23 protein-coding genes, 2 tRNA genes and 1 pseudogene are annotated in these 22770 nt (G+C 69.7%); 18 read left to right on the top strand and 8 right to left on the bottom strand.

Annotation, left to right across the window (positions count from 1 at the left end):
- Positions 1-137: pseudogene (locus tag QH270_RS08380) on the top strand (SDR family NAD(P)-dependent oxidoreductase); the annotation flags it as partial.
- A gap of 176 nt (positions 138-313) precedes the next feature.
- On the opposite strand, the gene QH270_RS08375 reads toward QH270_RS08380, so the two are convergent.
- Positions 314-1519, bottom strand: coding sequence for a phosphotransferase enzyme family protein (locus tag QH270_RS08375; protein WP_280339941.1), 1206 nt, complete (start codon positions 1517-1519; stop codon positions 314-316).
- 215 nt (positions 1520-1734) lie between these two features.
- Between QH270_RS08375 and cmrA the strand changes: the two genes are divergently transcribed.
- From cmrA to QH270_RS08360, 3 genes are all read left to right on the top strand, one after another.
- Positions 1735-2538 (top strand): mycolate reductase, encoded by an 804-nt coding sequence (gene cmrA, locus QH270_RS08370; protein WP_280339940.1) that lies wholly within the window; start codon positions 1735-1737, stop codon positions 2536-2538.
- 152 nt (positions 2539-2690) lie between these two features.
- Positions 2691-4061 (top strand): diaminopimelate decarboxylase family protein, encoded by a 1371-nt coding sequence (locus tag QH270_RS08365; RefSeq protein WP_280339939.1) that lies wholly within the window; start codon positions 2691-2693, stop codon positions 4059-4061.
- A gap of 161 nt (positions 4062-4222) precedes the next feature.
- The gene (locus QH270_RS08360; protein WP_280339938.1) at positions 4223-4558 is read left to right on the top strand and encodes a hypothetical protein; all 336 of its coding nucleotides are present in this window, start codon (positions 4223-4225) and stop codon (positions 4556-4558) included.
- A gap of 57 nt (positions 4559-4615) precedes the next feature.
- Here QH270_RS08360 and QH270_RS08355 read toward each other — a convergent pair whose 3' ends face one another.
- Positions 4616-6283, bottom strand: a complete 1668-nt coding sequence (locus QH270_RS08355; RefSeq protein ID WP_280339937.1) for a helicase HerA-like domain-containing protein — start codon at positions 6281-6283, stop codon at positions 4616-4618.
- A gap of 166 nt (positions 6284-6449) precedes the next feature.
- Between QH270_RS08355 and orn the strand changes: the two genes are divergently transcribed.
- Together orn and QH270_RS08345 are read left to right on the top strand one after the other, a co-directional pair.
- Positions 6450-7088 carry an oligoribonuclease gene (orn, locus tag QH270_RS08350; protein WP_167456361.1) on the top strand — a complete coding sequence of 213 codons (639 nt, stop codon included), beginning with the start codon at positions 6450-6452 and terminating at the stop codon, positions 7086-7088.
- A 54-nt stretch (positions 7089-7142) separates the two neighbouring features.
- A tRNA-His gene (locus QH270_RS08345) sits at positions 7143-7220 on the top strand.
- Positions 7221-7264: 44 nt separating this feature from the next.
- On the opposite strand, the gene QH270_RS08340 is transcribed toward QH270_RS08345, so the two are convergent.
- Positions 7265-7666, bottom strand: a complete 402-nt coding sequence (locus QH270_RS08340; RefSeq protein WP_280339936.1) for a VOC family protein — start codon at positions 7664-7666, stop codon at positions 7265-7267.
- A gap of 49 nt (positions 7667-7715) precedes the next feature.
- Between QH270_RS08340 and QH270_RS08335 the strand changes: the two genes are divergently transcribed.
- Both QH270_RS08335 and QH270_RS08330 read left to right on the top strand, forming a co-directional pair.
- A complete protein-coding gene (locus tag QH270_RS08335) occupies positions 7716-8351 on the top strand; it encodes a TetR/AcrR family transcriptional regulator (RefSeq protein ID WP_280339934.1) in 636 nt (211 codons plus the stop codon).
- 6 nt (positions 8352-8357) lie between these two features.
- Positions 8358-9668, top strand: coding sequence for an FAD-binding oxidoreductase (locus tag QH270_RS08330; protein ID WP_280339932.1), 1311 nt, complete (start codon positions 8358-8360; stop codon positions 9666-9668).
- Positions 9669-9762: 94 nt separating this feature from the next.
- On the opposite strand, the gene QH270_RS08325 is transcribed toward QH270_RS08330, so the two are convergent.
- The gene (locus QH270_RS08325; RefSeq protein WP_280339931.1) at positions 9763-10287 is read right to left on the bottom strand and encodes a CGNR zinc finger domain-containing protein; all 525 of its coding nucleotides are present in this window, start codon (positions 10285-10287) and stop codon (positions 9763-9765) included.
- 25 nt (positions 10288-10312) lie between these two features.
- On the opposite strand from QH270_RS08325, the gene QH270_RS08320 reads away from it, so the two are divergent.
- Both QH270_RS08320 and QH270_RS08315 read left to right on the top strand, forming a co-directional pair.
- Positions 10313-10489, top strand: a complete 177-nt coding sequence (locus QH270_RS08320) for a hypothetical protein (protein WP_280339930.1) — start codon at positions 10313-10315, stop codon at positions 10487-10489.
- Positions 10490-10595: 106 nt separating this feature from the next.
- The gene (locus QH270_RS08315) at positions 10596-10940 is read left to right on the top strand and encodes a hypothetical protein (protein WP_280339929.1); all 345 of its coding nucleotides are present in this window, start codon (positions 10596-10598) and stop codon (positions 10938-10940) included.
- Positions 10941-11001: 61 nt separating this feature from the next.
- On the opposite strand, the gene QH270_RS08310 is transcribed toward QH270_RS08315, so the two are convergent.
- Positions 11002-12210 (bottom strand): L,D-transpeptidase, encoded by a 1209-nt coding sequence (locus QH270_RS08310; RefSeq protein ID WP_280339928.1) that lies wholly within the window; start codon positions 12208-12210, stop codon positions 11002-11004.
- Positions 12211-12560: 350 nt separating this feature from the next.
- On the opposite strand from QH270_RS08310, the gene QH270_RS08305 reads away from it, so the two are divergent.
- The 4 genes from QH270_RS08305 to QH270_RS08290 all read left to right on the top strand — a co-directional run bounded on the left by QH270_RS08305 (position 12561) and on the right by QH270_RS08290 (position 16029).
- Positions 12561-12633, top strand: a tRNA-Lys gene (locus QH270_RS08305).
- A gap of 290 nt (positions 12634-12923) precedes the next feature.
- Positions 12924-14354 (top strand): DUF1254 domain-containing protein, encoded by a 1431-nt coding sequence (locus tag QH270_RS08300; RefSeq protein ID WP_280339927.1) that lies wholly within the window; start codon positions 12924-12926, stop codon positions 14352-14354.
- A 620-nt stretch (positions 14355-14974) separates the two neighbouring features.
- A complete protein-coding gene (locus tag QH270_RS08295; RefSeq protein WP_280339926.1) occupies positions 14975-15610 on the top strand; it encodes a transglycosylase SLT domain-containing protein in 636 nt (211 codons plus the stop codon).
- A gap of 74 nt (positions 15611-15684) precedes the next feature.
- Positions 15685-16029, top strand: a complete 345-nt coding sequence (locus QH270_RS08290; protein ID WP_280339925.1) for a hypothetical protein — start codon at positions 15685-15687, stop codon at positions 16027-16029.
- A gap of 21 nt (positions 16030-16050) precedes the next feature.
- Here QH270_RS08290 and QH270_RS08285 read toward each other — a convergent pair whose 3' ends face one another.
- Positions 16051-16671 (bottom strand): LysE/ArgO family amino acid transporter, encoded by a 621-nt coding sequence (locus QH270_RS08285; RefSeq protein WP_280339924.1) that lies wholly within the window; start codon positions 16669-16671, stop codon positions 16051-16053.
- 71 nt (positions 16672-16742) lie between these two features.
- On the opposite strand from QH270_RS08285, the gene QH270_RS08280 reads away from it, so the two are divergent.
- Positions 16743-17639, top strand: coding sequence for a LysR family transcriptional regulator ArgP (locus QH270_RS08280; protein ID WP_280339922.1), 897 nt, complete (start codon positions 16743-16745; stop codon positions 17637-17639).
- 7 nt (positions 17640-17646) lie between these two features.
- Here the strand turns inward: QH270_RS08280 and QH270_RS08275 are convergent, their stop codons facing one another.
- Together QH270_RS08275 and QH270_RS08270 are read right to left on the bottom strand one after the other, a co-directional pair.
- Positions 17647-17991, bottom strand: coding sequence for a zinc ribbon domain-containing protein YjdM (locus QH270_RS08275; RefSeq protein ID WP_280339920.1), 345 nt, complete (start codon positions 17989-17991; stop codon positions 17647-17649).
- A gap of 25 nt (positions 17992-18016) precedes the next feature.
- The gene (locus QH270_RS08270; protein WP_280339919.1) at positions 18017-18820 is read right to left on the bottom strand and encodes an alpha/beta fold hydrolase; all 804 of its coding nucleotides are present in this window, start codon (positions 18818-18820) and stop codon (positions 18017-18019) included.
- 101 nt (positions 18821-18921) lie between these two features.
- On the opposite strand from QH270_RS08270, the gene QH270_RS08265 reads away from it, so the two are divergent.
- The 3 genes from QH270_RS08265 (at position 18922) to QH270_RS08255 (ending at position 22769) form a co-directional block, all read left to right on the top strand.
- Positions 18922-19233 carry an ArsR/SmtB family transcription factor gene (locus tag QH270_RS08265; RefSeq protein WP_280339944.1) on the top strand — a complete coding sequence of 104 codons (312 nt, stop codon included), beginning with the start codon at positions 18922-18924 and terminating at the stop codon, positions 19231-19233.
- Between the two features lie 78 nt (positions 19234-19311).
- Positions 19312-21135, top strand: a complete 1824-nt coding sequence (locus QH270_RS08260) for a phosphoenolpyruvate carboxykinase (GTP) (protein WP_280339918.1) — start codon at positions 19312-19314, stop codon at positions 21133-21135.
- A gap of 2 nt (positions 21136-21137) precedes the next feature.
- Positions 21138-22769 (top strand): SulP family inorganic anion transporter, encoded by a 1632-nt coding sequence (locus tag QH270_RS08255; protein ID WP_280339917.1) that lies wholly within the window; start codon positions 21138-21140, stop codon positions 22767-22769.
- Position 22770: the final 1 nt, after the last annotated feature.

Below are 22770 nucleotides of genomic sequence, written 5' to 3'. Positions count from 1 at the left end.
CGGTCGACCTCACTGCAGAAGGCGCTGCTGAACAGGCCGTTCAGTGCGCAGTCGATGCCTGGGGCGGGTTGGATATCCTGATCAACAATGCGGGCTGGAGCAGGCCAGGATTTCTGACCGACGACACCGACCGGGCCGCCTAACTCTACCCAAAGCCCGCAACCCACCTGGGCACCCGCCGGGCGGCCCGCCTGACCCCCCCGACCCGGTCGTCCGACGCGACGGACGACCGTCGCACCGCCCCGTCCGCCGACCTCGCATCCGGTGGGCGGGGCGGTGCTCTGCGTGGTGGCGGCGTGCGTGATCCCTCGCGCTAACCGGCGGCGGACTCGCGGACCAAAGCGCGCAGCGACTGACCCGTCGGTGTGCGGAACCACGCGAGGTGGCCGAGAAGCCAATCCCGGTAGGCGATGTCGGCGTTTCGCGGTTGATCGGCGACGGCGAGGAAGTAGTCGATCTCGGAGAGTTCGTAGCCGAGGTGGACCAGCGGAAGCAGGTCCGCGAGGGCGGACTGCTCGGCGCGTGCCAGCGGGCGAACCGAGAGGTAGCCCGCGAGCAGGGCGCGCACCTGGTCTTCGCGGACGTGGGCCGGGCCACCGTCGCGCAGCGAAACCCAGTCCACCGCGGCGCGTTCGATGGCATTGGCGAGGTCGAAGACGGCGGTCGTGCGGTCGGCGAGACCGAAGTCGAACACGGTGGCCACCTCCGTGCCCTGCCAGAGCAGGTTGGTCGGATGCCAGTCGCCGTGTGTCCACAGCGGTTCGGTGCCGGTGAGATCGACGCGCAGATCAGGGATCTCGGCACGCCAGTCGTGGTCGGCGAGGAACCGCGCCAGCGCCGGTCGACGCGCGATGTGCCAGTCGAACGCGCTGACGACACTGTCGCCGTGCAGGCCGGCCACCAGGGGTCGGGCCGGTCGAGCGGGTGCGTCGTAGCCCTGTGCCGCCACGTGCAGGCGAGCCAGCATCACCCCGGCGCCGGCCGCGTCATCGGTGTCGCGATACGGCGTCCACGAGAAGTCGGCACGATACCGGTCCGCCCCGACCCCGGCCCGCTGAACTTCGTAGACGTACGCCTCGCCGCCGGGCAGGCCTGTCCCGGCCGTCCTCACCTCTGTCGCCGAGATGACCTGCCGCACGGCGTCGGTCCGCGGCGCCGGATCGACACCGACGGGAGCAGGTTCTTCAGTCGACGTGCCCCGATCGCCCACGGCGGCCCGCACCGCGGGCACCGGGATACCGCGGGTGCGCAGGTGCGCCATGAAGCGGTGCTCCTCGGTCAGCGCGCCCAGGTCACGCAGTCGCACCGGGAGCCGCTTCACGACCACCTGCGCACCGTCGGTCAACCGCACGCCCACCGTCGACGACAGCGGGCGCGCGCTGCGCCATTCGATCTCGGCGGGCTCTGGCCCACCCCAGGTCGCGGCGATCGCCCGGACGATCTCGTCGTCGGTCAGTGCGGGCCAGGTCGGCGCGGCCGTCGGCTCGTCCCCCATCCCGAACACCGGGGAGCCGGTCATGTCCGACCTCCACCGATCGACGCCGTCCTCGTCGACGAGGGCGCGGCGGGGCCGTACCGGTCGGCTCGGTGACCGGTCGTGGCGCCGCCCGCCGGGTGGGGTGCTGCGATATCGCTGACCGTCATGACAGCTGTCAGCCTAGGGCCGCCTCGCCGGGTGTTCACGATCCCGGCTCGGTCGGCGGCGTCGGCGGCAGATCCCCTAAGCTCGCCCTGGTGAGCTTGCCCTCCCCCACTGCAGACAATCGTGCCGTCGTCACCGGCGCGTCCTCCGGTATCGGCACCGCGCTGGCCGCCGAGCTGGCCGGGCGCGGCTACTCGTTGATCCTGGTCGCGCGGCGCGGTGAGATCCTCACCGAGCTCGCCCAGCGGCTCACGCTGGCGCACGGGATCACCGCCGAGGTGCGCGCGGTCGACCTCGCCGATCGGACCCAGCGCGCCAGCCTGGTCGACGAGCTCGCCGTGCGCGATATCGCGATCCTGTGCAACAACGCGGGCATCGCCACCTTCGGCCCGGTCGCCGAGCTGGACTTCGCCTACGAGCGCGCGCAGATGGAACTCAACGCGACCGCTGTGCACGATCTGACGCTGGCCGTGCTGCCCGGCATGCTCGAGCGCAAGGCGGGCGGCATCCTGATCAGCGGCTCGGCCGCGGGCAACATGCCGATCCCGAACAACGCCACCTACGCCGCGTCCAAAGCGTTCGCCAACACCTTCTCGGAGTCGCTGCGCGGCGAACTCAAGGGCAGCGGCGTCCATGTCACGCTGCTGGCGCCCGGCCCGGTCCGCACGGAAACTCCGGCGCCCGAGGACGAATCGATCGTCGACAAGATGGTCCCCGATTTCCTGTGGGTCTCCTCGGAGTACACCGCCAAGGTGTCCATCGACGCGCTGGCGCGCAACAAGATGCGCATCGTGCCCGGCCTGATCAGCAAGGGCATGAGCGTGGCGGGCAATTACGGCCCGCGCGCGGTGACCGCCCCGATCGCGGGCGCGTTCTACAAGAAGCTGGGCGGCTGAGCCCACCCTGACGGGTGGCCGCGTCAGCAACCCGTCAGGAACGTCCGCCCCGGGGTCAAGGACTCGTCAACAGCGCGTTCGACGGCCCGCGTGCGGCGTAGTCCTGGAGTCGGCCCCGCCGTCGGAGCGCGGGGGCGTCCCCAGGAGACACCGTGACGTTGCTCGAGATCTTTCCTTCGTTGCGCGCGACCACCGTGCCGCGGCTGGATCCCGCGGTCTGGCCCGCCGACACCCACTACGACGACGAGGGGCGCATCACGCTCGGCGGGGTCGCGCTGACCGACGTCGCCGACGAATTCGGCACCCCCGTCCACGTGGTCGACGAGGCCGAGGTGCGGACTCGCTGCCGCGCCTATCGCAAGCACTTCCCCGACGCCGAGATCGTCTACGCGGGCACCGCGCTGATGGTCGGCGCGGTGGCGCGCTGGGTCGCCGAGGAGGGCCTGTCGGTGCAGGTCGGCTCGGCCGGTGAACTGTCGATCGCCCTCGCCGCAGGCATCGATCCGGGCCGGATCGTGTTGCACGGCAACGGCAAGACCTTCGACGAGCTCCGGACCGCCGTCGAGTGCGGCGTCGGGCGCATCGTGGTCGGCTCGCTCACCGAGATCACCCTGCTGGCCGCGCTGGCGGTCACGCCGCGGCAACTGCTGCTGCGCGTCGACCCCGGCGTCGACGTCCCCGGCGGCCCGCGTTTCGGCTTCCCGCTCGGCAGCGCGTCGTTCGAGACCGCCGTCGCCAGGATCGCGGCGCAGCCCAACCTCCGGCTCACCGGCCTGCACTGCCATCTCGGCGCGCAGATCCACAACCCCGACCACTACGGCGAGGCGATCCGCCGGATGATCGGCGAAATGGCCTGGGTCGACCACGAATACGGCCTGCTGCTCACCCATCTCGACATCGGCGGCGGGCACGCGGTGGCCTATCGCGGCGGCGACGCGGAACTGAACCTGCGCGAACTCGCCGACATCCTCGACGACGCCCTCGACGCCGGGTGCGCACGCCACCGCTTCCCCCGCCCCGTGATCGCCATGGAACCCGGGCGCGCGATCGTCGCCAGGGCCGGGGTCACGCTCTACCGGGTGCTCGCCGTCACCGAGACCGCCGAGGGCGGGCACCGCGTCCTCGTCGACGGTGGCGGTTGCGGCCCGGGCCGGGGGCACGACGGCGCGGTGGTGGTGAACCGGCATCCCACCGGCGCCCAGCGGGCGACGTCGATCGCGGGCAGGCACACCGAGACCGGCGAACTCCTCGCCACCGGCGTGCGGCTGCCCGCGGACCTGCGTCCCGGCGAGGTGCTCGCCGTGCCGTGCACCGGGGCCTATCACCACGGGCTCGCCTCGACCTACAGCACCGTCGGCAGGCCGCCGATCGTCGCCGTCACCGGCGGCCGGACCAGGCAGCTGCTGCGCCGCGAGACAACCGCGGACCTGCTGATGCGCGAGATCGCCGACCCGCCGTCGGCCGTCGCCGAGCCGGCCCGGACACCGGCCGGATCAGGGGCGGACAGCCAGTCGGTCCGGTGACTCGCGGGCGGAGAACCCCGCCCCGACCGCGGAGATCCGCCCAGGTCGAGTGCCGCCACAGCCTGGTGGTGACGCCGGTGACGCGCCTACGATCAGAGTGTCGGGGACTCTCATCCAACTCGACACACGGCGCACCGAATTCCGCGCCGGAAGAGGCGATCATGAAGACCACAACGACAAGCACGGCCGGTCTACGCCGACTGCTCCTGAGCGCCGCCGTGGTGGGTGCGGCAGCTACCTTCCCGCTGACCATGGCCACCCCCGCCACCGCCCTGCCCGCGGCCGCACCGGCCGCGGTGCACACCAGCAACCCCCGCTGCGATGACTGGAACAAGCATCGCGACTGGGACTACTGCGATCGCGACCGCGGCCACCGCTGCGACCACGACAAGTACGGCCGCAACCACTGGAACGACCGGGACTGGGAGTACTGCGACCGTGATCGTGGCCGCGGCGGACACCACTGGTTCCCCTGGGGCTGGTTCGGCAGCAGCTGACCAGCGCCCGTTGCTTTCGGGGACACCGCACGACCTGCGGTGTCCCCCAGGCGCGCGCTAACGCCTGCGCGTGCCGAACAGGCTGCGGCTGATCTCCCGGCCCGCCGCGCTCGCCGCCGAGCGCAGAAAACTCTTCACCGCCGGGTTTTTCATGATCCGTTCGGCCGCGGAGTCTTCCTCCCGCTGCGCCTGCGAGCGGCCCGCCGGCTCCGGCGTCTCCGGCGCCGGTTCGGCCGCGGCCACGCTGGCCAGCAGCATCTCGTAGGCGGACTCCCGGTCGACGCTCTGCCCGTACTTGCCCTGCAGCGGGCTCGACAGCGCCTTGGACTTGATGGCGTCGTCACCGATGGTGTCCATCAGCGAGGTCGGCGGCGCGATCCTGGTCCAGGCGACCGGCGTCGGAGCACCCTTCTCCGAGAGCACGGTGACGATCGCCTCGCCCGTGCCCAGCGAGGTGAGCGCCTCCTCGAGATCGTAGACCGCCGACTTCGGGTAGGTCCGCACCGTCTTCGACAACGCCTTCTGATCGTCGGGGGTGAAGGCGCGCAGTGCGTGCTGCACGCGGGCGCCGAGCTGCGACAGCACCGGATTCGGGATATCGGTGGGCAACTGCGTGCAGAAGAACACGCCCACCCCCTTGGACCGGATCAGCTTCACCGTCTGCTCCACCTGCTGCAGGAACGCCTTGGACGCCTCGGCGAACAGCAGGTGCGCCTCGTCGAAGATGAAGACCAGCTTCGGCTTGTCCAGATCGCCCTCCTCGGGCAGTGTCTGGAACAAGTCGGCGAGCACCCACATCAGGAAGGTGGAGAACAGCACCGGCCGCGCGGCCTGCTGACCGAGTTCGAACAGCGTGATCACGCCCTGCCCGCCCGCGGTGCGCAGCAGGTCGGCGGGGTCGAGCTCGGGTTCGCCGAAGAAGGTGTCACCGCCCTCGGCTTCCAGATTGACCAGCGCGCGCAGGATCACTCCCGCCGTCTGTGCCGACACCCCGCCGATGCCCTTGAGGTCTTCCTTGCCTTCCGGGCTGGTCAGGTGGGTGATCACCGCCCGCAGATCCTTCAGGTCCAGCAGGGCGAGGCCGCGCTGATCGGCCCAGTGGAAGATCAGGCCGAGCGTGGATTCCTGGGTGTCGTTGAGGCCGAGCACCTTGCTGAGCAGGATCGGGCCGAAGGAGGTGATCGTCGCCCGGATCGGCACGCCGATGCCGCCGGTGCCGAGCGAGACGAACTCCGTCGGGTACGAGCGCGGCGCCCAGTCGGTCGCGGCGGTCTCGGCGGCGCGCACCCTGATCTTCTCGTCGTCGGCACCGGGTTCGCCCAAGCCCGACAGGTCGCCCTTCACATCGGCCATCACCACCGGCACCCCCGCCCGGGACAGGTGCTCGGCGATGCCCTGCAGTGTTTTGGTCTTACCGGTGCCGGTGGCCCCGGCGACCAGGCCGTGCCGGTTCATCATCCGCAGCGGAATACGCACGCGCGCAGCGGGATCCGCGGCGCCATCGACCATCACGGTGCCGAGTTCGAGCGCCGGTCCGTCGAAGGCGTAGCCCGCGGCGATCTCGGCGGCCGCACCGGATGCCGCAGGCGCCCGCGATGATTCGCTACTCGCGGCCGCGGCTTCCTGCTCGGCGGCCTCGGCGGCGGCCGCGGCCTCCGCGGCGACCCGGGCCGCTTCCTCGGCCGCTTTGCGGGCCGCTGCCGCCTTCTCCTGGGGGGTGGTCATCGCGCGTCCTCCGTCTGGTCACAACTGCCGTACGCAAGAAATGCTCGAAACGTGGTGCGGGGAGATCAAGGCAAACTGTATCGCCGCCGGTCGACTCCTGGTCCCGCCTCGCCCGCACGACACACCTGCCGCCCGGGCGCGCCCGCACCCCGTTAGGGTGGCTCAGGTGTCCGACAAACTCCTGGTCTGGATGGATTGCGAGATGACGGGGCTCCGTCTCGACAGCGACAAGCTGATCGAGATCGCCGCGCTCGTGACCGACAGCGACCTGAACATCCTCGGTGACGGTGTCGACATCGTCATCCACGCCGACGACGCCGCCCTGGCCTGCATGCCACCGGTCGTCGCCGAGATGCACGCGAAATCCGGTCTCACCGAAGAGGTTCGGCGTTCCACGGTGACGCTCGAGCAGGCCCAGGCCGAGGTGCTCGCCTACATCCGCGAGTACGCGCCCACCGCGCGCACGGTTCCGCTGTGCGGCAACTCGATCGCCACCGACCGCGGCTTCATCGCCCGCGACATGCCCGAGCTCGACGAGCACCTGCACTACCGCATGGTCGACGTGAGCTCGATCAAGGAGCTGTGCCGGCGCTGGTACCCGCGCATCTACTTCGGCCAGCCCGAAAAGGGTCTCGCCCACCGCGCGCTGGCCGACATCAAGGAATCCATCCGCGAGCTCGAGTACTACCGCCGCACCGCGTTCGTGCCGCTGCCCGGCCCGTCGACCACCGAGATCGCCGCGGTCGCCGAAGCGGTCACCGAGGCCGTGGATGTCACCGGAACAAGCCCCCGACCAGCGGATTAGGGACTGACGCCCGAAACACGCTAGTATCTACGGCGCCGGTGATTCACCGGCGATGGTGAGTGTAGTTCAGTTGGTAGAGCACCAGGTTGTGATCCTGGCTGTCGCGGGTTCGAGTCCCGTCACTCACCCCCACCGAGGCCCAGGCCGGGAGCGATCCCGACCTGGGCCTCACTCGTTCACCGGGATTCACCGGCCTTCGACTCGAAGAGCTCGATCGGATTGCCCGACGGGTCCTCGATCACGGCCTGTCGCCCGCCCCCGCCCTCGACGATGCTCGTCCTGACCCGCACGCCCGCGTGCTCCAGTCCGGCGAGTACCTCGTCCAGGTCCGGCACGGCGAGCTGGAATCGGTTCCAGCCGCCGGGCGCCGGGCGTCTGCCCGCGTCGTCCGGATGACCGGCGCCACCGGCACCGGGCCGGTTCAGCAGCAGCCGGAGGCCGTCGCGGTCGAGCATCGCGAAGCCCGCCGGGGCGTGCATGACGACGGCGAAGCCGAGCCGCTCGGCGTAGAAGGGTACGGCCGCGTCGACATCGTCGACGATGTAGCGAATGGTGATCATGTCGACCTCCTCGGTCAACTACGAAACGGTAGCGTCTCGCTATAGAACGATACCGTACGATAGCGTCGTGGACCAGGCCGAAACCCATGTCGATCCCCGGATCACCGAGTCGCGTCGCCGTGTGCTCACCGCCGCGCTGGAAGAACTGGCCGAAGCCGGCTACGGCGGCTTCGCCATCGAGTCGGTGTGCCGCCGCAGCGGCGTCGCCAAGAGCACCGTCTACCGGCACTGGCCGGGCAAACTCGCGCTGATCGCCGACGCGCTGCGCTCGCTCAACGTCCAACCCGGCTCCGCCGACGATCCGCTGACCGGCCGGACACCGCGACAACGGGTCATCGCCATCGTCGGGCACCTGGCCACGGCGTTCACCGGCTCGACCGTCGCCGACTGCACCCCCGCGCTCATCGACGCCGCCGAGCGCAACGACGAGCTACGCGAGCTGTTCCACCGATACAACGCCGAGCGCCGTCGAACCCTCGTCGCCGCCGTGCGCGACGGAATCACCGCCGGAGACTTCCCGCCCGGCGCCGACCCGGACCTGGCCGCGACCGCGCTGGCGGGCGCGGTGATCTACCGGCGCCTGCTGACCCCCACGGCGCTCGATCCCGCCGAGGTCGAGGACCTGGTGAACACCGTCCTCGGGCCCGGTGTGTCACAGTCGCCTTCCCCGCGTCGTCGACCCGGTGACGCCACGAGGGAATGAGGAAACATGGGAATCGACGCGCTGCGCACCACCGTCCGCGGGACGGTACTGCTGCCGGGTGAGCAGGACTTCGAGCAGGCCGCGCGGCCGTGGAACACGGCCGTGAGCCAATCGGTGGCCGCCGTCGTCACGGCTGCCGACGCCGAGGACATCGCCTCGGTCGTTCGCCATGCCCAGCGCACCGGCCGCACCGTGGTGACCCAGCCGACCGGCCACGGCGCCACCGGTGACATCGCCGATGCCATCCTGGTGCGCACCGGCAGGCTCGACGAGATCAGCATCGACCCCGATCGGCGCACCGCCCGCGTCGGCTCCGGCACGCAGTGGGGACACGTCCAGGCCGCGGCCGCCGCGCACGGACTGACCGGCCTGGCGGGCAGCAATCCCGTCGTCGGTGTGACGGGCTACACCCTCGGCGGCGGGTTCGGCTGGTTCTCTCGCGCGCACGGCTGGGCGGCGAACGCGGTCACCGCGCTCGAGATCGTCGACGCGGCGGGCGAGCGACGCCGGATCAGCGCCGACTCCGACCCCGACCTGTTCTGGGCGCTGCGCGGCGGCGGTGGCGACTTCGGAATCGTCACGGCGCTGGAGTTCGATCTGTTCGAGCTGCCCCAGCTCTACGGCGGCCGGGTGAGCTGGCCCGCCGACCGCACCGCCGAGGTCTTCGAGACGTTCACCGCACTCACCGCATCGGCACCGACCGAGCTCTCGGTGTGGCTGCAGCGCTACCAGCTGCCCGGCGCGGTGCCGACCGTCGCCATCGATGTCGCCTACCTCGGCGACCCCGCCGAGGGCCGCGCGCTGACCAGTTCGCTCGATACGATCGCGGGCGCGCTCGCCGATACTCGCGGCGCCATGACCCCCGACCGAGTCGGCGCCATCACGGCCGAACCCACCGACCCCACGCCGTCTCTGTCGCGCGGCGAACTGCTCACCGACCTCGGCGACACGGTGGTGAAGACGATCATCGATGCGCCGGTCGCGCCCCTGCTCAACATCCAGATCCGCAGCCTCGGTGGCGCGCTGGCGAAGGCCGACCCCGCCGACGGTGCGCGCGGGCCGGTCACCGAGCCGTACGCGCTCTACCTGCTCGGACTCGGCCTGCCACAGACGGCCGACGACGTCAGGGCCGGATTCGCGACCATCGTGGACGACCTGGGCACCCACATCACCGGCGCCAAGCCGTACACCTTCCTGGCCCCCGGCGAATCGGCGAGCGCGGCCTTCGACCCGGCGACCCTCGCCCGCCTCCGTGCGATCAAGCAGGCCCGCGATCCACACAACGTCTTGCGCGCCAACTTCCCTGTACTGGAGTGACTTCCACCGACAGAGCTGACGCCCGCGAGTATCGGTGCCGTCGTCTACCACCCGACCGCGCGCCCGGCGCCGTGCCTACCCGGTTCGCCATCGATCACCCGACCGCGCGGCCGGCCCGGTGTCTGCGCACCGCCGACCGGTTCGCGCAGGCCGGGCTGCAGAATCGCTGCCTGCCGTTGCGCGAGATGTCGGCGTACACCCGGACGCATCCGTCGGCCTGGCAGACACCGAGCCGGTCCATGCCCAGGCCGGTCAGATGCAGCGCGGTACCGACGGTGATCAGCGCGGCGATCTGGCGGTCCGTCGCGACGCCGGGGTCGCGGAAGTGCAGGTGCCAGCCGTCGCCGAGGTGATCGGTGAGGCGAGGCGCGGAGGCGTACTCGGCCAGCAGCGCGTTGAGCAGGTCGGCGCGGGCGGGACGGTCCGCGCACTCGATCACCCGGCGCCAGCGCGCCAGGAACGCCGTCACCGAGGTCACGTCGGCGTCGGTCGGCGGGACGGAGAGGACCAGCCCGGCGGCGGCGCAGCGTTCGGCCAGCTCGGCCGCCGAGGCGCAGGGCTCGTTGAGCAGCTCGATGCCGAGTTGCACGGGCTCCCGACCGTAATGGTTGTAATGCACAATGCCATTACATCAGACTCGGGACATGAGCAGCCACACCTCCCACACCTGGTGGATCGAATCGTGCCATCGCACCAGCGACGGTCTTGTCGCCTATCAACGCTGCCGCTGCGGCGTCCGGCGCGTGGTCGTCGGCGACCCCGGGGTCAGCATCTCGGCCGAGCTCCGCGGCCCCGAGCACGGTCTCGCCGCGACCGCCTGACCGTCCCCGCCGGTGTCATGACGAAGATCACGTTTGCCCGCTACACTCTGGACCACCGCCCAGTTGTGCGGCATCTCTCGTCAGGTTCGACCGGAAAGACCCCTTGATGAAGCGTTCCACCGTCGTCGCCGTTCTCGCGGCCACCACCGCGCTCGGCCCGATCGCGGGGACCGCGGCGGCTGAGCCCGGCCTGCCCCTGTCTCCGTATGTCGCCGCGGCGCCCGCCGGCGATTTCGGTCTGCCCACCGAGCAGCCCGAGTCCGGCTCGGCGCAGAGCGGTTCGACCACCGGCCTGGAGACCACCGGGTCCTCCGGCACCGGCTCGGCCGGCCTGCCCAACCTGGACCGCCTGCTGTTCGGCGGCCGCATCCTCTGCGGCGCGCTCGGCAGCGCGCTGGCCGTCGCGGGCGAGGCGATGATGGACTGCAGCGAGCTGCCCACCCCCGCCTGACCTCCCCCGAGAACGACGAAGGGCCACCGGAATAATCCGGTGGCCCTTACGCTTTCGCGCGTCAGGAGACGTCGGCGTTGCCCGCCTTCCATTCCGGCCACGGGATGTTCCAGTCGCCGAGCCCGTCGACGCCGGACAGCGTGCCGCCGACGGTGTTCTTCACGATCGTGATGTCACCGCGCTTGGCGTTCTCGTACACCCAGCGCGCGTTGGCCGGGCTCAGGTTCAGGCAGCCGTGGCTGGCGTTCGAGTAGCCCTGCTGCCCCACCGACCACGGCGCCGAGTGGAAGAAGATGCCGCTGTAGGAGATTCGCGTCGCGTAGTCCACCGGGGTGCGGTAGCCGTCGGGCGAGTTCACCGCGACACCGTAGGTCGAGGAGTCCATGATCAGCTTGTCGTGCTTGTCGGCGACGATGTAGATGCCGTTGTCGGTGGGCGTGGAGTCCTTGCCCATCGAGGTCGGCATGGTCATGATCACCTCGCCGTTGCGCTCCACGGTCACCTGGTGGGTGTTGTCGTCGGCGGTGAAGATCTGCGCGTCACCGACGGTGAAGAACGAGTGGATGTTGTCCTGGCCGAACAGACCCTTGCCCAGGTCCTTGCCGTAGACGTTCACGTCGATGGTCACCTTGGTGCCCGGAGCCCAGAAATGCTCTGGGCGCCACCGCACTTCGCGATTGTTCACCCAGTAGAACGCGCCCTCCACCGGCGGCTCGGTGGTGATCTTGATGGCGTCCTGCACCGCCCGGCGGTCCGGGATGTTCTCGTCGAACTGGATGGCCACCGGCTGGCCGATGCCGACCACCTCGCCCTCGCCCGGCATCAGGTAGGGCTTGGTCTGGTTGTTCGGGGAGCTGGTGGTGAAGCTGAGCGTCGAGGCGTTCGCGCCGCCGAGACCGATCGCCGACGCCGTCAGCTGATAGGTCTTGCCGTACCCGAGCACCTCGGTGGTCGCCCACGAGCGCCCGTCCGCGGCGAGCTGACCCGCGACCGCCTTGCCCTCCTTGTTGGTGAGCTTCACATCGGTGAATTTGCCGTCCTCGACCTGGAAGGCCATCGGCATGCCCGGCGAGACGCCGACCTGCCCATCCTTGATCGCCGACACCAATTTCGGCTTCATCAGCTCGGTGATCGGGTTACGGTCGATCGCGACTTCGACTCCAGCGCCTTCCGCCGCCGAGCAGGCACTCGCGCCCAACGCGAACACCGCCAGCAGCACCACCGGAACGATCGTCCGCAGCGACCGAGGTCGCCCCCGCTTCTTACCCATGTCAACCCCGTTTCCATACCGACGCAGTCACTGTGCGCCGCAGATCCCACCGACGGTCCACGCCCGTGCCATCCACGCCGGCTGGGGCGTACGGTTCGTCGTCCCAGCCATTCTGCCAGTCAGCCTGGTCGGCACAAACGGGAAAGCCCCCGCGACACGACCAAGTCACATCCCTTAGATACGCACTCGGCCCCCGATCGTTAACAACCCGGATCGCCCGGCATCGCTGCTGGTCAGAGCCCGATTTCACTTTCCGGCCCCGAGCCTGTTAATGTTTGTTCCGCACCGGAGAGCGGGGCGAACGGAGAAGCCGAGAGGTTCTCTCCTAGAGTCGCGATCCGAGCAAACAAGCGCCATTAGCTCAATTGGCAGAGCAGCTGACTCTTAATCAGCGGGTTCGGGGTTCGAGTCCCTGATGGCGCACAGTAGCAACAGGTCAGGTCCGGTTACCGGGCCTGACCTGCTTCGTTTCGGGGTGAAGCCACATCAGGTCACGAATCCCTGTGTGTCCAGTCACATTCCACGCAACGTGCCGTACACGGTCGCCGGGAGTCCATCGCAACGGTCACGTCGCGGGCGCCGAGCCGGATCCGCAAACTTCCGGCGCGTCGAGTTCACCCGCTTCGGGTGAGGTGCGAACTCGGCCCGATCGGGTCTGCTGGTGTGACCGGACCTGGCCGGGTCCGGGTGATCTCGGCAGGAAAGGGGACCTCGTGTCGCGGTATGAGGAGCTGGCCGGAGTCGACTTCGACGGCGGGTTCGCCCCTGACGAGATGGTGCGCGTACTCACCGACGAATTGCGCTTCCAGCGGGCGGTACAGGCGTACCTGTGGACGTTGCCCGCGATCAACATCTGGGCGATGAAAGAAGCCTCGGAGCGACGCTTCGGTGCCGGGTACGCCGTGCTGCCGGTGTGGCAGAACCGCATCGATGCCAAGACACTGGTGACCACCCCGAATTTCGACGTCGTGTACGCGATGGGCTATCTCGACCTCGCCGAATACGGTCCGCTGGTCGTCGAGGCGCCGCCCGGCGTGCAGGGGGTCTTCGACGACTTCTGGCAGCGCCCGATCCACGGACCGGTCATCGGCGGCCACCTGTTCACCGGTGATGTCGGCCTGGCGGGCCCCGACGCGGGCAAAGGCGGCACCTACGTGCTCCTGCCGCCGGACTACGACGGGCCCGACCCCGATGAGGGATTCGTCTATCGGTCGCGCACCAACAATGTCTTCCTGTTCTGGCGCGCGTTCTTCAAGGACCCCACGGACCTGTCCGACCCTGTCGCCCGGATCGAGGCGACCGTGATCTACCCACTCGGCCACAAGGACGACGCCGAGCCGATGCAGTTCCCGCATGCCTCGGGAGTCGAGCTGGACATGCTGTTTCCCCGCGACGGTTCCTACTTCGACATGCTCGACCGATTCATCCAGAGCGAGGCGGTCGATCCCGCGGACTTGGACATGCGGGGTTTCCTGCACACCATCGGGATCGACAAGGGCGCGAAATTCGCGCCCTCCGTAGAGGATCGGGACCTGCTCGACAAGGCGGCGCGGGCCGCGTTCGCGATCAGCAAGGTCACCATCACCAACCTGGTACCGCTCGAACCGGGCGGCTCCTACTATCCGGGTCGCGCGTGGTTGAACGTCTTCGCCGGGGAGAACACCGAATTCCGGTCCAGCGGCACCTACACCGATCTCGAACAGCGCACCGGCTACTTCACCTCCGCCTACTCCAACTCGCCCGGGATGGTGGTCGACCTCGTCGACAAGGGCGCCAAGTACCCGGCGACCATGCGCGACGCCCACGGCGACTGGCTCGACGGCGCCCGCTCGTACACCCTGCGTCTGCCCGCCGACATCCCCGCCGCGCTGTTCTGGTCGGTCGCGATCTACGACCCGGTCACCGCGTCCGGCCTCGACAACGGACAGCCGTTTCCCTCGATCAACACCATGGACCGGCCCACCGCCGATCCCGACGGCGCGTACACCATCCACTTCGGCCCGCACAAGCCCGGCGATGTCGACGAACGCAACTGGCTGGCCACCGTGCCGGGCAAGGGGTTCTTCGTCATCGTGCGGCTCTACGGACCCGGAACCCGGTTCTACGACCAGAGCTGGACGCCCGGCGATCTCGAACCCGCCTGAGCACTCCGCCGTTCCGGCGAAGACGCCGGCGATCGAGGCCGGCCTCCGCGCCCCGACGGCGGCGGACATCCGACGGTCACGATTCCGTGATCGGATCGGCGTGGACATCGGCCCGGCAAGCCACTGGAGTCCCGATCCGGACACCCTGGAGCTGCGCAAACGCTCATGAAACCCGATCTGGGCAAACTTTTTCTGTGAGGCGGGCCACACCGATCTCGGCCGCAAACCCCCTGCATACATAACGATTCCGCAACTGCCGGAAGAAGCGACCAAGATCGGCATCGTTTGCCGTTCAGGTTCCGTTCACCTTCTGTTAACCACTCGTGACCATTCTGCAATCAGGTCAAAAACGGACCTGCGGTTTGGTCAGCCCGGAAGTATCCAACCTCCGGAGCCTGGGATCGAACAGCGCGTGGTCTCCCCGCAGCCAGCTGTGGAGCACCGTGCGGCGCACGGACCGCCATCGAGCGAGTCCGACCCCGACAGCGTCGCACATTCCCATACAGACAGAAACAACACATCGCCTGACCGGCGTGCGCCGCCGCGTGCGCGCTGCGCGATCCCCCGCGCCCTCACCAGGGCCAGCGGTCGCCAGACAGAGATGAAGGAACAGAAAAGCAATGCTCAACAAAGACAAGCTCAGCACCGTTTTCGGCCGTCGTTCGCGCCGTGAGGCGTTCACCGTGGCGGTCGCCGCGGTCGGTCTGGTCGCCGTAGCCGCGTCCTCCGCCGTCTCCTTCGCGGACGACAGCGTGCCCGAGCGTGCTGCCATGGTCGTCGAGCAGGCGGAGAACATCCCCGCCGTCGGCGCCGCCCCCGCTGTCGAGGCGATCCCGGCCCCCGCTCCCGCCCCCGCGCCGGAGGCCGCCCCCGCGCCCGCTCCGGAGCCCGCACCGGCCCCGATGCCCGAGCCCGCGCCCGCCCCGCCGGCGTACCCGGACAACCTGGACGGCTGGATCCGCCAGGCCCTCGACATCATGGCCGCCAAGGGCATCCCCGGCAGCTACGAGGGCATCCACCGCAACATCATGCGCGAGTCGACCGGTAACCCCCAGGCGATCAACCTGTGGGACTCCAACGCCGCGATGGGCATCCCCTCCAAGGGCCTGCTGCAGGTGATCGACCCCACCTTCGCCGCGTACCACGTCGAGGGCACCCCGTTCGACGTCTGGAACCCGGTCTCCAACATCGTCGCGGCCTGCAACTACGCCGCGCACCGCTACGGCTCGATGGACAACGTCAACAGCGCGTACTGAGCCACCTGACGGGTGAACGCCCGCGCCCCGGTCACCACCGACCGGAGCGCGGGCGTTCGTCGTAGAATCGCCCCGTGCCAGACAGCGCCGATCAGGCACCCGATCACGCGCATTCCGACGCGGCCACCGCGAGCCGCGTCGCCAAGGCCCGCCGGCTGGCCGCCTACGTCTGGGCCCGCGATATCCGCGGCGCCGAACTACTCGCGCTGCCCGCGGCCACCCTGCGCAAACTGGCCAGGGCCGCCGATACCAATCCGCCGAGCACCGGCGAGACCTGGCAGGTGGTCGCCGACCTGCTCGCGCAGAAGGACGCGTGGGCCGCGCGTAATCCCGGCCACGCCGCCGCGGTACGCACGCACGCGGACGAGAAGCTGCTGTGGGTGAAACCACCCGTCACGCCCTGGGGCGACGAGACCTGACCCGTGCCCGGCCCCGCGAGCTCACGCGACGAGCAGGCCGACCGCGAGTGTGAGCATCACCGCCGCGATCAGCGAATCCAGTACCCGCCAGGCGAGCGGCCGGGCGAACAGCGGCGCCAGCTTGCGCGCGCCGTAGCCGAGGCCGACGAACCAGAGCACGCTGGCCACCATCGCGCCCGCGGCCAGGAACCAGCGTTCGGGTCCGGCATAGGTGCTGGCGAAGGAGCCGAGCAGCATCACAGTGTCCACGTAGACGTGCGGATTGAGCCAGGTGAGTGCCAGACAGGTCAGCACCGTCGCGCCGACGGCCACCGACGCGCCCGCGGCCTCGGCGATCAGCGTCGACGAGCTCAGGGCCCGCCGCACCGCCAGCACGGCGTAGCCGAGCAGGAACGCCGCGCCCGCGTACCTCGCGACGGTGAGCAGAGCGGGCATCGCCTCGACGATCGTGCCGAAACCGGCGACACCCGCCGCGATGAGGACGATGTCGGACACGGCGCACACCGCGATCACCGGCAGTACGTGCTGACCACGAATGCCCTGGCGCAGCACGAACGCGTTCTGGGCGCCGATCGCCACGATGAGCGAGAGCCCGAAGCCCAATCCGGAGAGGGCGGCCAGTGCCGCGGAGGAAGCCGTCACGCCTTCGACGTTAAGAGACCGTAGATTTTCAGACCAGCTAATGATTCTTCAGCACCATTAGAATCCCTTACGTGGACTTCCAGCTGGACCAGTTGCGCGCGCTCGACGCGGCACTCACCGAGGGCACCTTCGACGCGGCGGCTCGGCGGTTGAACGTGACCCCCTCCGCCATCAGCCAGCGGATCAAGGCGCTCGAGGAAGCGGCGGGCCGCATCCTGCTGCAACGCTCGAAACCGGTGCGCGCCACCGACTCCGGGCTCGCCGTCCTGCGCCTGGCCCGCCAGGTCGAGTTGCTCGCCCGCGACACCGCCCGCGAACTCGGTGACGCCGATCGGCCCGCCGGACGCGCCCCCCGGATCCCGATCGCGGTGAACGCCGACTCACTGGAGACCTGGGTGATGCCCGCGCTCGCCCAGGTGAGCCACCTGGTCTGTGTCGAACTGCACCGCGAGGACGAGGAGCACACCACCCGCCTGCTGCGCGACGGGACGGTGATGGCGGCCATCACCGCCACGGCCACGCCGGTGCAGGGATGCCGGGTCGAGCCGCTCGGGGCCATGCGATATCAGGCGCTGGCCCGTCCGGATTTCGCGCGGTACTGGTTCCCCGACGGCGCGCGACGGGGGTCCTACGCGCACGTGCCGATGATCCAGTTCGACCGCAAGGACGACCTGCAGTTCCGTCACGTACGCGGCCGTTCCCCCGACCCGATCGACCCGCCGACCCACTACGTGCCGTCCTCGAACGCCTTCGGCGACGCGGTGCGCCTCGGCATGGGCTGGGGCATGCTCCCCGACCTGCAAACCGAAAAGGACAGGGCGGCGGGAACTCTCGTCAACCTCGACGGCCACGCCCACATCGACGTCCCGCTGTACTGGCAACAGTGGAAACTCGACTCCCCCGCGCTGGGCGCCGTGGCGTCGGCCATCGCCGCGGCCGCCGCCGCAGCCCTGATCCAGCCGACCTGACGCCCGCTCAGGCCTTCTTCACGACGCTGGACTTGAGCTGCATGGGCCCGATGCCGTCGACCTTGCAGTCGATGTCGTGATCGCCGACGCCGTTCACCAGCCGGATGTTGCGCACTTTCGTGCCCGCCTTGATGCCGGTGGGGCTGCCTTTCACCTTGAGCGACTTGATCACCGTGACGGTGTCACCGTCGGCGAGCACATTGCCGACGGCGTCCCGGATCACGGCGTCGCCGGCGTCATCGGCCGCGGTCGGCGCCCATTCGTTGGCGCATTCCGGGCACACCAGCAGGGCTCCGAGTTCGTAGGTGTACTCACACGAGCACGCGGGGCAGGGCGGAAGCGAGTCGCTCATGAGAGTCCTTCGGGGAGAACGGTGATCACGCGGCGGTGAGGAATTCGACGAGGAGGCGGTTGATCTCGTCGGGCTGTTCGAGGTAGCCGTAGTGGCCGCAGCGTTCGATCTCGGCGTAGCGGGCGTTCGGGATCGACTCGGCGACCTCGCGGCAGAACCGCGGCGGCACCATCTGGTCGTCGGCGAAACCGACGACCAGGCTCGGCACGGTGATCGCGCGGTACGCCTCGCGCCGGTCCTGTGAACGGTCCAGCCCGAGCTGGGCGCGCGTGCCGGGAGTGCCCTTGCCCGAGGTGAATTCGAAGATGTCGAGCCATTCCTGCGCCTTGGCGGGATCGGCCAGGGTGTGCGGGGAGAGATTGAGCATCGCCTTCACCGCGGCGGCGTACTCGGGCGGCAACTGGATTCCCTTGTCGTACAAGGCCTGTTCGCCCCGGTTGAGCGTGCTCGAGACCGGATGCGGACGCGCGGTCGCGGCGAACATCACCGCCTTGCCCAGCAATTCGGGCCGGGCCAGCGCCAGCTCGGCGACCACCCGCGACCCCATCGACGTACCGACCACATGGGCGGGCGCGCCCAGGTGCTCGATCAGCGCGGCGGTGTCGCCGACCAGGTCGGCCATGGTGATGCCCGCCGCCGACTCCGCCGACGGCGCGATCCCCCGATTGTCCACGGTGGCGACCCGGAACCCGGCCTTGACCAGCGCGGGAACCTGATACGTCCGCCAGACACGGCCGGGACTGCCGCTTCCCATGACGAGCAAGACCAGCGGCCCGGACCCCGTGACGTCGTAGTTGAGGTGGATGCCATTGAGCGAGGCGATGGGCATATCTCTCCTGTTAGCCTGTTTGCTAAAGTTAGAAAATACCCTACCGCTACACCAGGACGGGACTCGCCACGGTGCCAGGACTGAGCAGACCGCTCTACCAGATGAAGGCCGATTTCTTCAAGACTCTCGGCCATCCGGTTCGCATCCGCGTGCTCGAGCTACTCAGCGAGCGCGAGCACGCGGTCTCGGAGATGCTGCCCGAGGTCGGCGTCGAGGCCGCGAACCTCTCCCAGCAGTTGGCGATCCTGCGCCGAGCGGGACTGGTGACCGCCCACAGGGAAGGCTTGTCGGTGACCTACGAACTCACCTCCCCCCGGGTGAAGGAGCTGCTCGTCGTGGCTCGCGCCATCCTCACCGGTGTCGTCGCCGGTCAGGCGGAACTGCTCGAGCCCCCCGAGTCCACCGTCGCCTGACCAACCATCACCCGCCGCCCCACCCGTGCGCACTGATTGCATATTTTCTAAACTAGCAAGTTAACAAGGAGATTATCCGTGACCGCGAGCACCGAGCCGACGACGGTTCCCACCGAGCATCCCGCGATCCTGCGCTGGGCCGCGGAGATCGCCGCACTGACCACGCCCGACCGTGTCGTGTGGTGCGACGGGTCGCGGGCCGAATGGGACAGCCTGACCGACGAACTCGTCGAGAAGGGCACCTTCGTCCGGCTCACCGGCAAGCCCAATTCGTTCTGGTGCGCTTCCGACCCCGACGATGTCGCCCGGGTCGAAGACCGCACGTTCATCTGTTCCACCGACCCCGCCGACGCCGGCCCGACCAACAACTGGGTCGACCCGGTGGACATGCGCACCGAGATGACCGCGCACTTCCGCGGCGCCATGACGGGCCGCACGATGTACGTCATCGCCTTCTGCATGGGGCCACTCGACGCCGCCGAGCCGAAGTTCGGCGTGCAGATCACCGACTCCCCGTATGTGGCGGTGTCGATGCAGGTGATGACCCGCTCGGGTGCCGCCGTGTGGGAAAAGCTCACGGGTGACACCGATTTCGTGCGGTGTCTGCATTCGGTCGGCGCCCCGCTGGCCCCGGGTCAGGCCGATGTGCCGTGGCCGTGCGGGCCCACCAAGTACATCGCGCACTTCCCCGAATCGCGCACCATCTGGAGCTACGGGTCCGGCTACGGCGGCAACGCGCTGCTCGGCAAGAAGTGCTTCGCGCTGCGGATCGCCTCGGTGCTCGGGCGGGACGAGGGCTGGCTGGCCGAGCACATGCTCATCCTCAAACTCACCTCGCCGCGGGGCCGCACACACTATGTCGCCGCCGCGTTCCCCTCCTCCTGCGGCAAGACCAACCTGGCCATGCTGGAACCGGCGCTGCCCGGCTGGCAGGCGGAGACGATCGGCGACGACATCGCGTGGATGCGTTTCGGCGCCGACGGCAGGCTCTACGCGGTGAACCCGGAGGCCGGGTTCTTCGGCGTCGCACCGGGCACCGGAGCGCGCACCAACCCGAACGCGATCGCCACCATCGACCGGGGCAATTCGATCTTCACCAACACCGCGCTCACCGATGACGGCGACGTGTGGTGGGAGGGTCTGACGAAGCAGCCGCCCGCCCACCTCACCGACTGGCGCGGCAACGACTGGACGCCCGAATCGGGCACCCCGGCCGCGCATCCGAATTCGCGCTACTGCACCCCGATCGAGCAGTGCCCCTCGGTGGCGCCGGAGTGGAACGACCCGACCGGCGTGCCGATCTCGGCGATCTTCTTCGGCGGGCGCAGGGCGAGCACGGTGCCGCTGGTCACCGAGACCTTCGACTGGGCGCACGGGGTGTTCACCGCCTCGGTGCTGTCGTCGGAGACCACCGCCGCGGCGACCGGCGCGGTCGGCGTGGTGCGCCGCGATCCGATGGCCATGCTGCCGTTCCTCGGCTATCACGTGGGCGACTACTTCGCGCACTGGCTGCGCCTCGGCGCGCAGGCGGACCCCCTGAAGCTGCCGAAGATCTTCCAGGTCAACTGGTTCCGCCGCGACGCCGACGGCACGTTCCTGTGGCCCGGCTTCGGTGACAACGTGCGCGTACTGAAGTGGGCGCTGGAACGGCTCGACGGCGAGGCCGCGGCCGAGTGGACCCCCATCGGCTACGTCCCGACCGCCGACGCCATCGACCTGTCCGGCCTCGGCGAGACCGACCGGGCCCTGGTCGACAAGGCGCTGGCCGTGGACTACGCCGAATGGGTCGCCGAGACCCGTTCCATCGACGAGTGGTTCGCCGGAATCGGCGGCAACCGCCTCCCGGATGAACTCCGCGAGCAGCTCGCCGCCCTGAAACTGCGCCTGCTCGGCAACCGCTGACCATGCGGGCCCTGCTGCCGACCTGGTCGGAGTGGAAGCCCGCCTTCCGGGCACCGGGCACGGATCTGCTGTCGGGGCTGATCGTGGCGCTGGTGGCACTGCCACTCGCGCTGGGATTCGGCATCAGTTCCGGGCTCGGTGCCGCCGCCGGACTGGCGACGGCTGTCGTCGCCGGCACGCTGGCCGCGGTCTTCGGCGGCTCCCGGTTCCAGGTGTCGGGGCCGACCGGCGCCATGACCGTGGTCGTGGTGCCGATCGTGCACGAACACGGCGCGTCCGGCGTGCTGACCGTCGGGCTGATGGCCGGGGTGCTGCTCGTCGCGCTGGCGTTCGCCGGCGTCGGCCGCGCGGTGCGGTTCATGCCTGCCCCCGTGATCGAGGGGTTCACCGCGGGCATCGCGGTCGTGATCGCGCTGCAGCAGTTTCCGGGCGCTCTCGGGGTGTCCGGCGCCGAGGGTGAGAAGGTCTGGCAGTCAGCGTTCGACGCGGTGCGCCGATTCGCCGACGACCCGCACGCCGCCGCGCCGGTGACCGCGCTCGTGGTCGCCGTGGCGATCCTGGTCGGCGGGCGGTACCTGCCCAGGTTGCCGTTCGCGCTGGTCGCCGTCGTGGTGGCGACAGTGGTCGGGCGCGTCTTCGAGCTGCCGCTCACGTCCATCGGCACGATTCCGGCGGGGCTGGCCGCGCCCTCGTTCGGGTTCCTCCGGTTCGACGAGCTGACCACCCTGCTCCTGCCCGCGCTCGCGGTCGCCGCACTGGCCGCGCTCGAATCGCTGCTGTCGGCCACCGCCGCCGACGCCATGGCCGTCGGTACCCGCCACGATCCGGACCGGGAACTGTTCGGGCAGGGCCTGGCCAATATCGCCGCACCGCTGTTCGGCGGTGTGCCCGCGACCGGCGCGATCGCGCGGACGGCGGTCAATGTGCGTTCGGGCGCGCGGACCCGCCTCGCCGCGCTCACCCACGCGGTGATCCTGGCGGGCATCGTCTACCTGGGCGCCGGCCTCGTGGCGGACATCCCGATCGCGGCACTGGCCGGGGTGCTCCTCGCGACGACGGTGCGGATGGTGGAGACGGCCTCGCTCACCGCGATCGCGCGGGCCTCCCGCGGGGACGCGATCGTCATGGCGGTCACCTTCTTCGTCACCGTCGCGTTCGACCTCGTCACCGCCGTGGTGATCGGCATCGGCTTCGCGCTGGTGCTGGCGGTGCGCGCCATCGCCCGCGAGGCGAACCTGCGGCAGGTCCCGCTCGACGAGTCCGATCACCTCGGTGAGGAGCACGCGCTGCTGCGTGATCACATCGTCGCCTATCGCATCGACGGACCGCTGTTCTTCGCCGCGGCCCACCGGTTCCTGCTCGAACTGTCGGAGGTGGCCGAGGTGCGGGTGGTGATTCTGCGGATGTCGCGGGTCACCGCGCTCGACACCACCGGGGCGCTGGTGCTCGCGGATGCCGTCGACAAGCTCGAGCACCGGCACATCACCGTCCTGATGTCCGGTCTACGCGATGACCACCGCGCCCGCCTGGCGGCGATGGGCGCCCTGCCTTCCGGCGGCGACGAGGCCGTCTTCCCCGACACCGGCTCGGCCATCACCTACGCCCGGCGGTTTCTCCCCCACCGAGCCCACTGAG

Source organism: Nocardia neocaledoniensis, assembly GCF_029868625.1.
GTDB lineage: Bacteria > Actinomycetota > Actinomycetes > Mycobacteriales > Mycobacteriaceae > Nocardia > Nocardia neocaledoniensis_A.
Note: the sequence above shows the minus strand (reverse complement) of the source record. Positions and strands in the feature narration are given on the sequence as shown.

What these genes read in the sequence shown, in the direction of transcription:
- QH270_RS08375 (WP_280339941.1), bottom strand. Translation starts at nt 1,519, where the DNA reads ATGACCGGCTCCCCGGTGTTCGGGATGGGGGACGAGCCGACGGCCGCG.
- QH270_RS08360 (WP_280339938.1), top strand. Translation starts at nt 4,223, where the DNA reads ATGAAGACCACAACGACAAGCACGGCCGGTCTACGCCGACTGCTCCTG.
- QH270_RS08355 (WP_280339937.1), bottom strand. Translation starts at nt 6,283, where the DNA reads ATGACCACCCCCCAGGAGAAGGCGGCAGCGGCCCGCAAAGCGGCCGAG.
- QH270_RS08330 (WP_280339932.1), top strand. Translation starts at nt 8,358, where the DNA reads ATGGGAATCGACGCGCTGCGCACCACCGTCCGCGGGACGGTACTGCTG.
- QH270_RS08320 (WP_280339930.1), top strand. Translation starts at nt 10,313, where the DNA reads ATGAGCAGCCACACCTCCCACACCTGGTGGATCGAATCGTGCCATCGC.
- QH270_RS08315 (WP_280339929.1), top strand. Translation starts at nt 10,596, where the DNA reads ATGAAGCGTTCCACCGTCGTCGCCGTTCTCGCGGCCACCACCGCGCTC.
- QH270_RS08310 (WP_280339928.1), bottom strand. Translation starts at nt 12,210, where the DNA reads ATGGGTAAGAAGCGGGGGCGACCTCGGTCGCTGCGGACGATCGTTCCG.
- QH270_RS08295 (WP_280339926.1), top strand. Translation starts at nt 14,975, where the DNA reads ATGCTCAACAAAGACAAGCTCAGCACCGTTTTCGGCCGTCGTTCGCGC.
- QH270_RS08275 (WP_280339920.1), bottom strand. Translation starts at nt 17,991, where the DNA reads ATGAGCGACTCGCTTCCGCCCTGCCCCGCGTGCTCGTGTGAGTACACC.
- QH270_RS08270 (WP_280339919.1), bottom strand. Translation starts at nt 18,820, where the DNA reads ATGCCCATCGCCTCGCTCAATGGCATCCACCTCAACTACGACGTCACG.
- QH270_RS08265 (WP_280339944.1), top strand. Translation starts at nt 18,922, where the DNA reads ATGAAGGCCGATTTCTTCAAGACTCTCGGCCATCCGGTTCGCATCCGC.
- QH270_RS08255 (WP_280339917.1), top strand. Translation starts at nt 21,138, where the DNA reads ATGCGGGCCCTGCTGCCGACCTGGTCGGAGTGGAAGCCCGCCTTCCGG.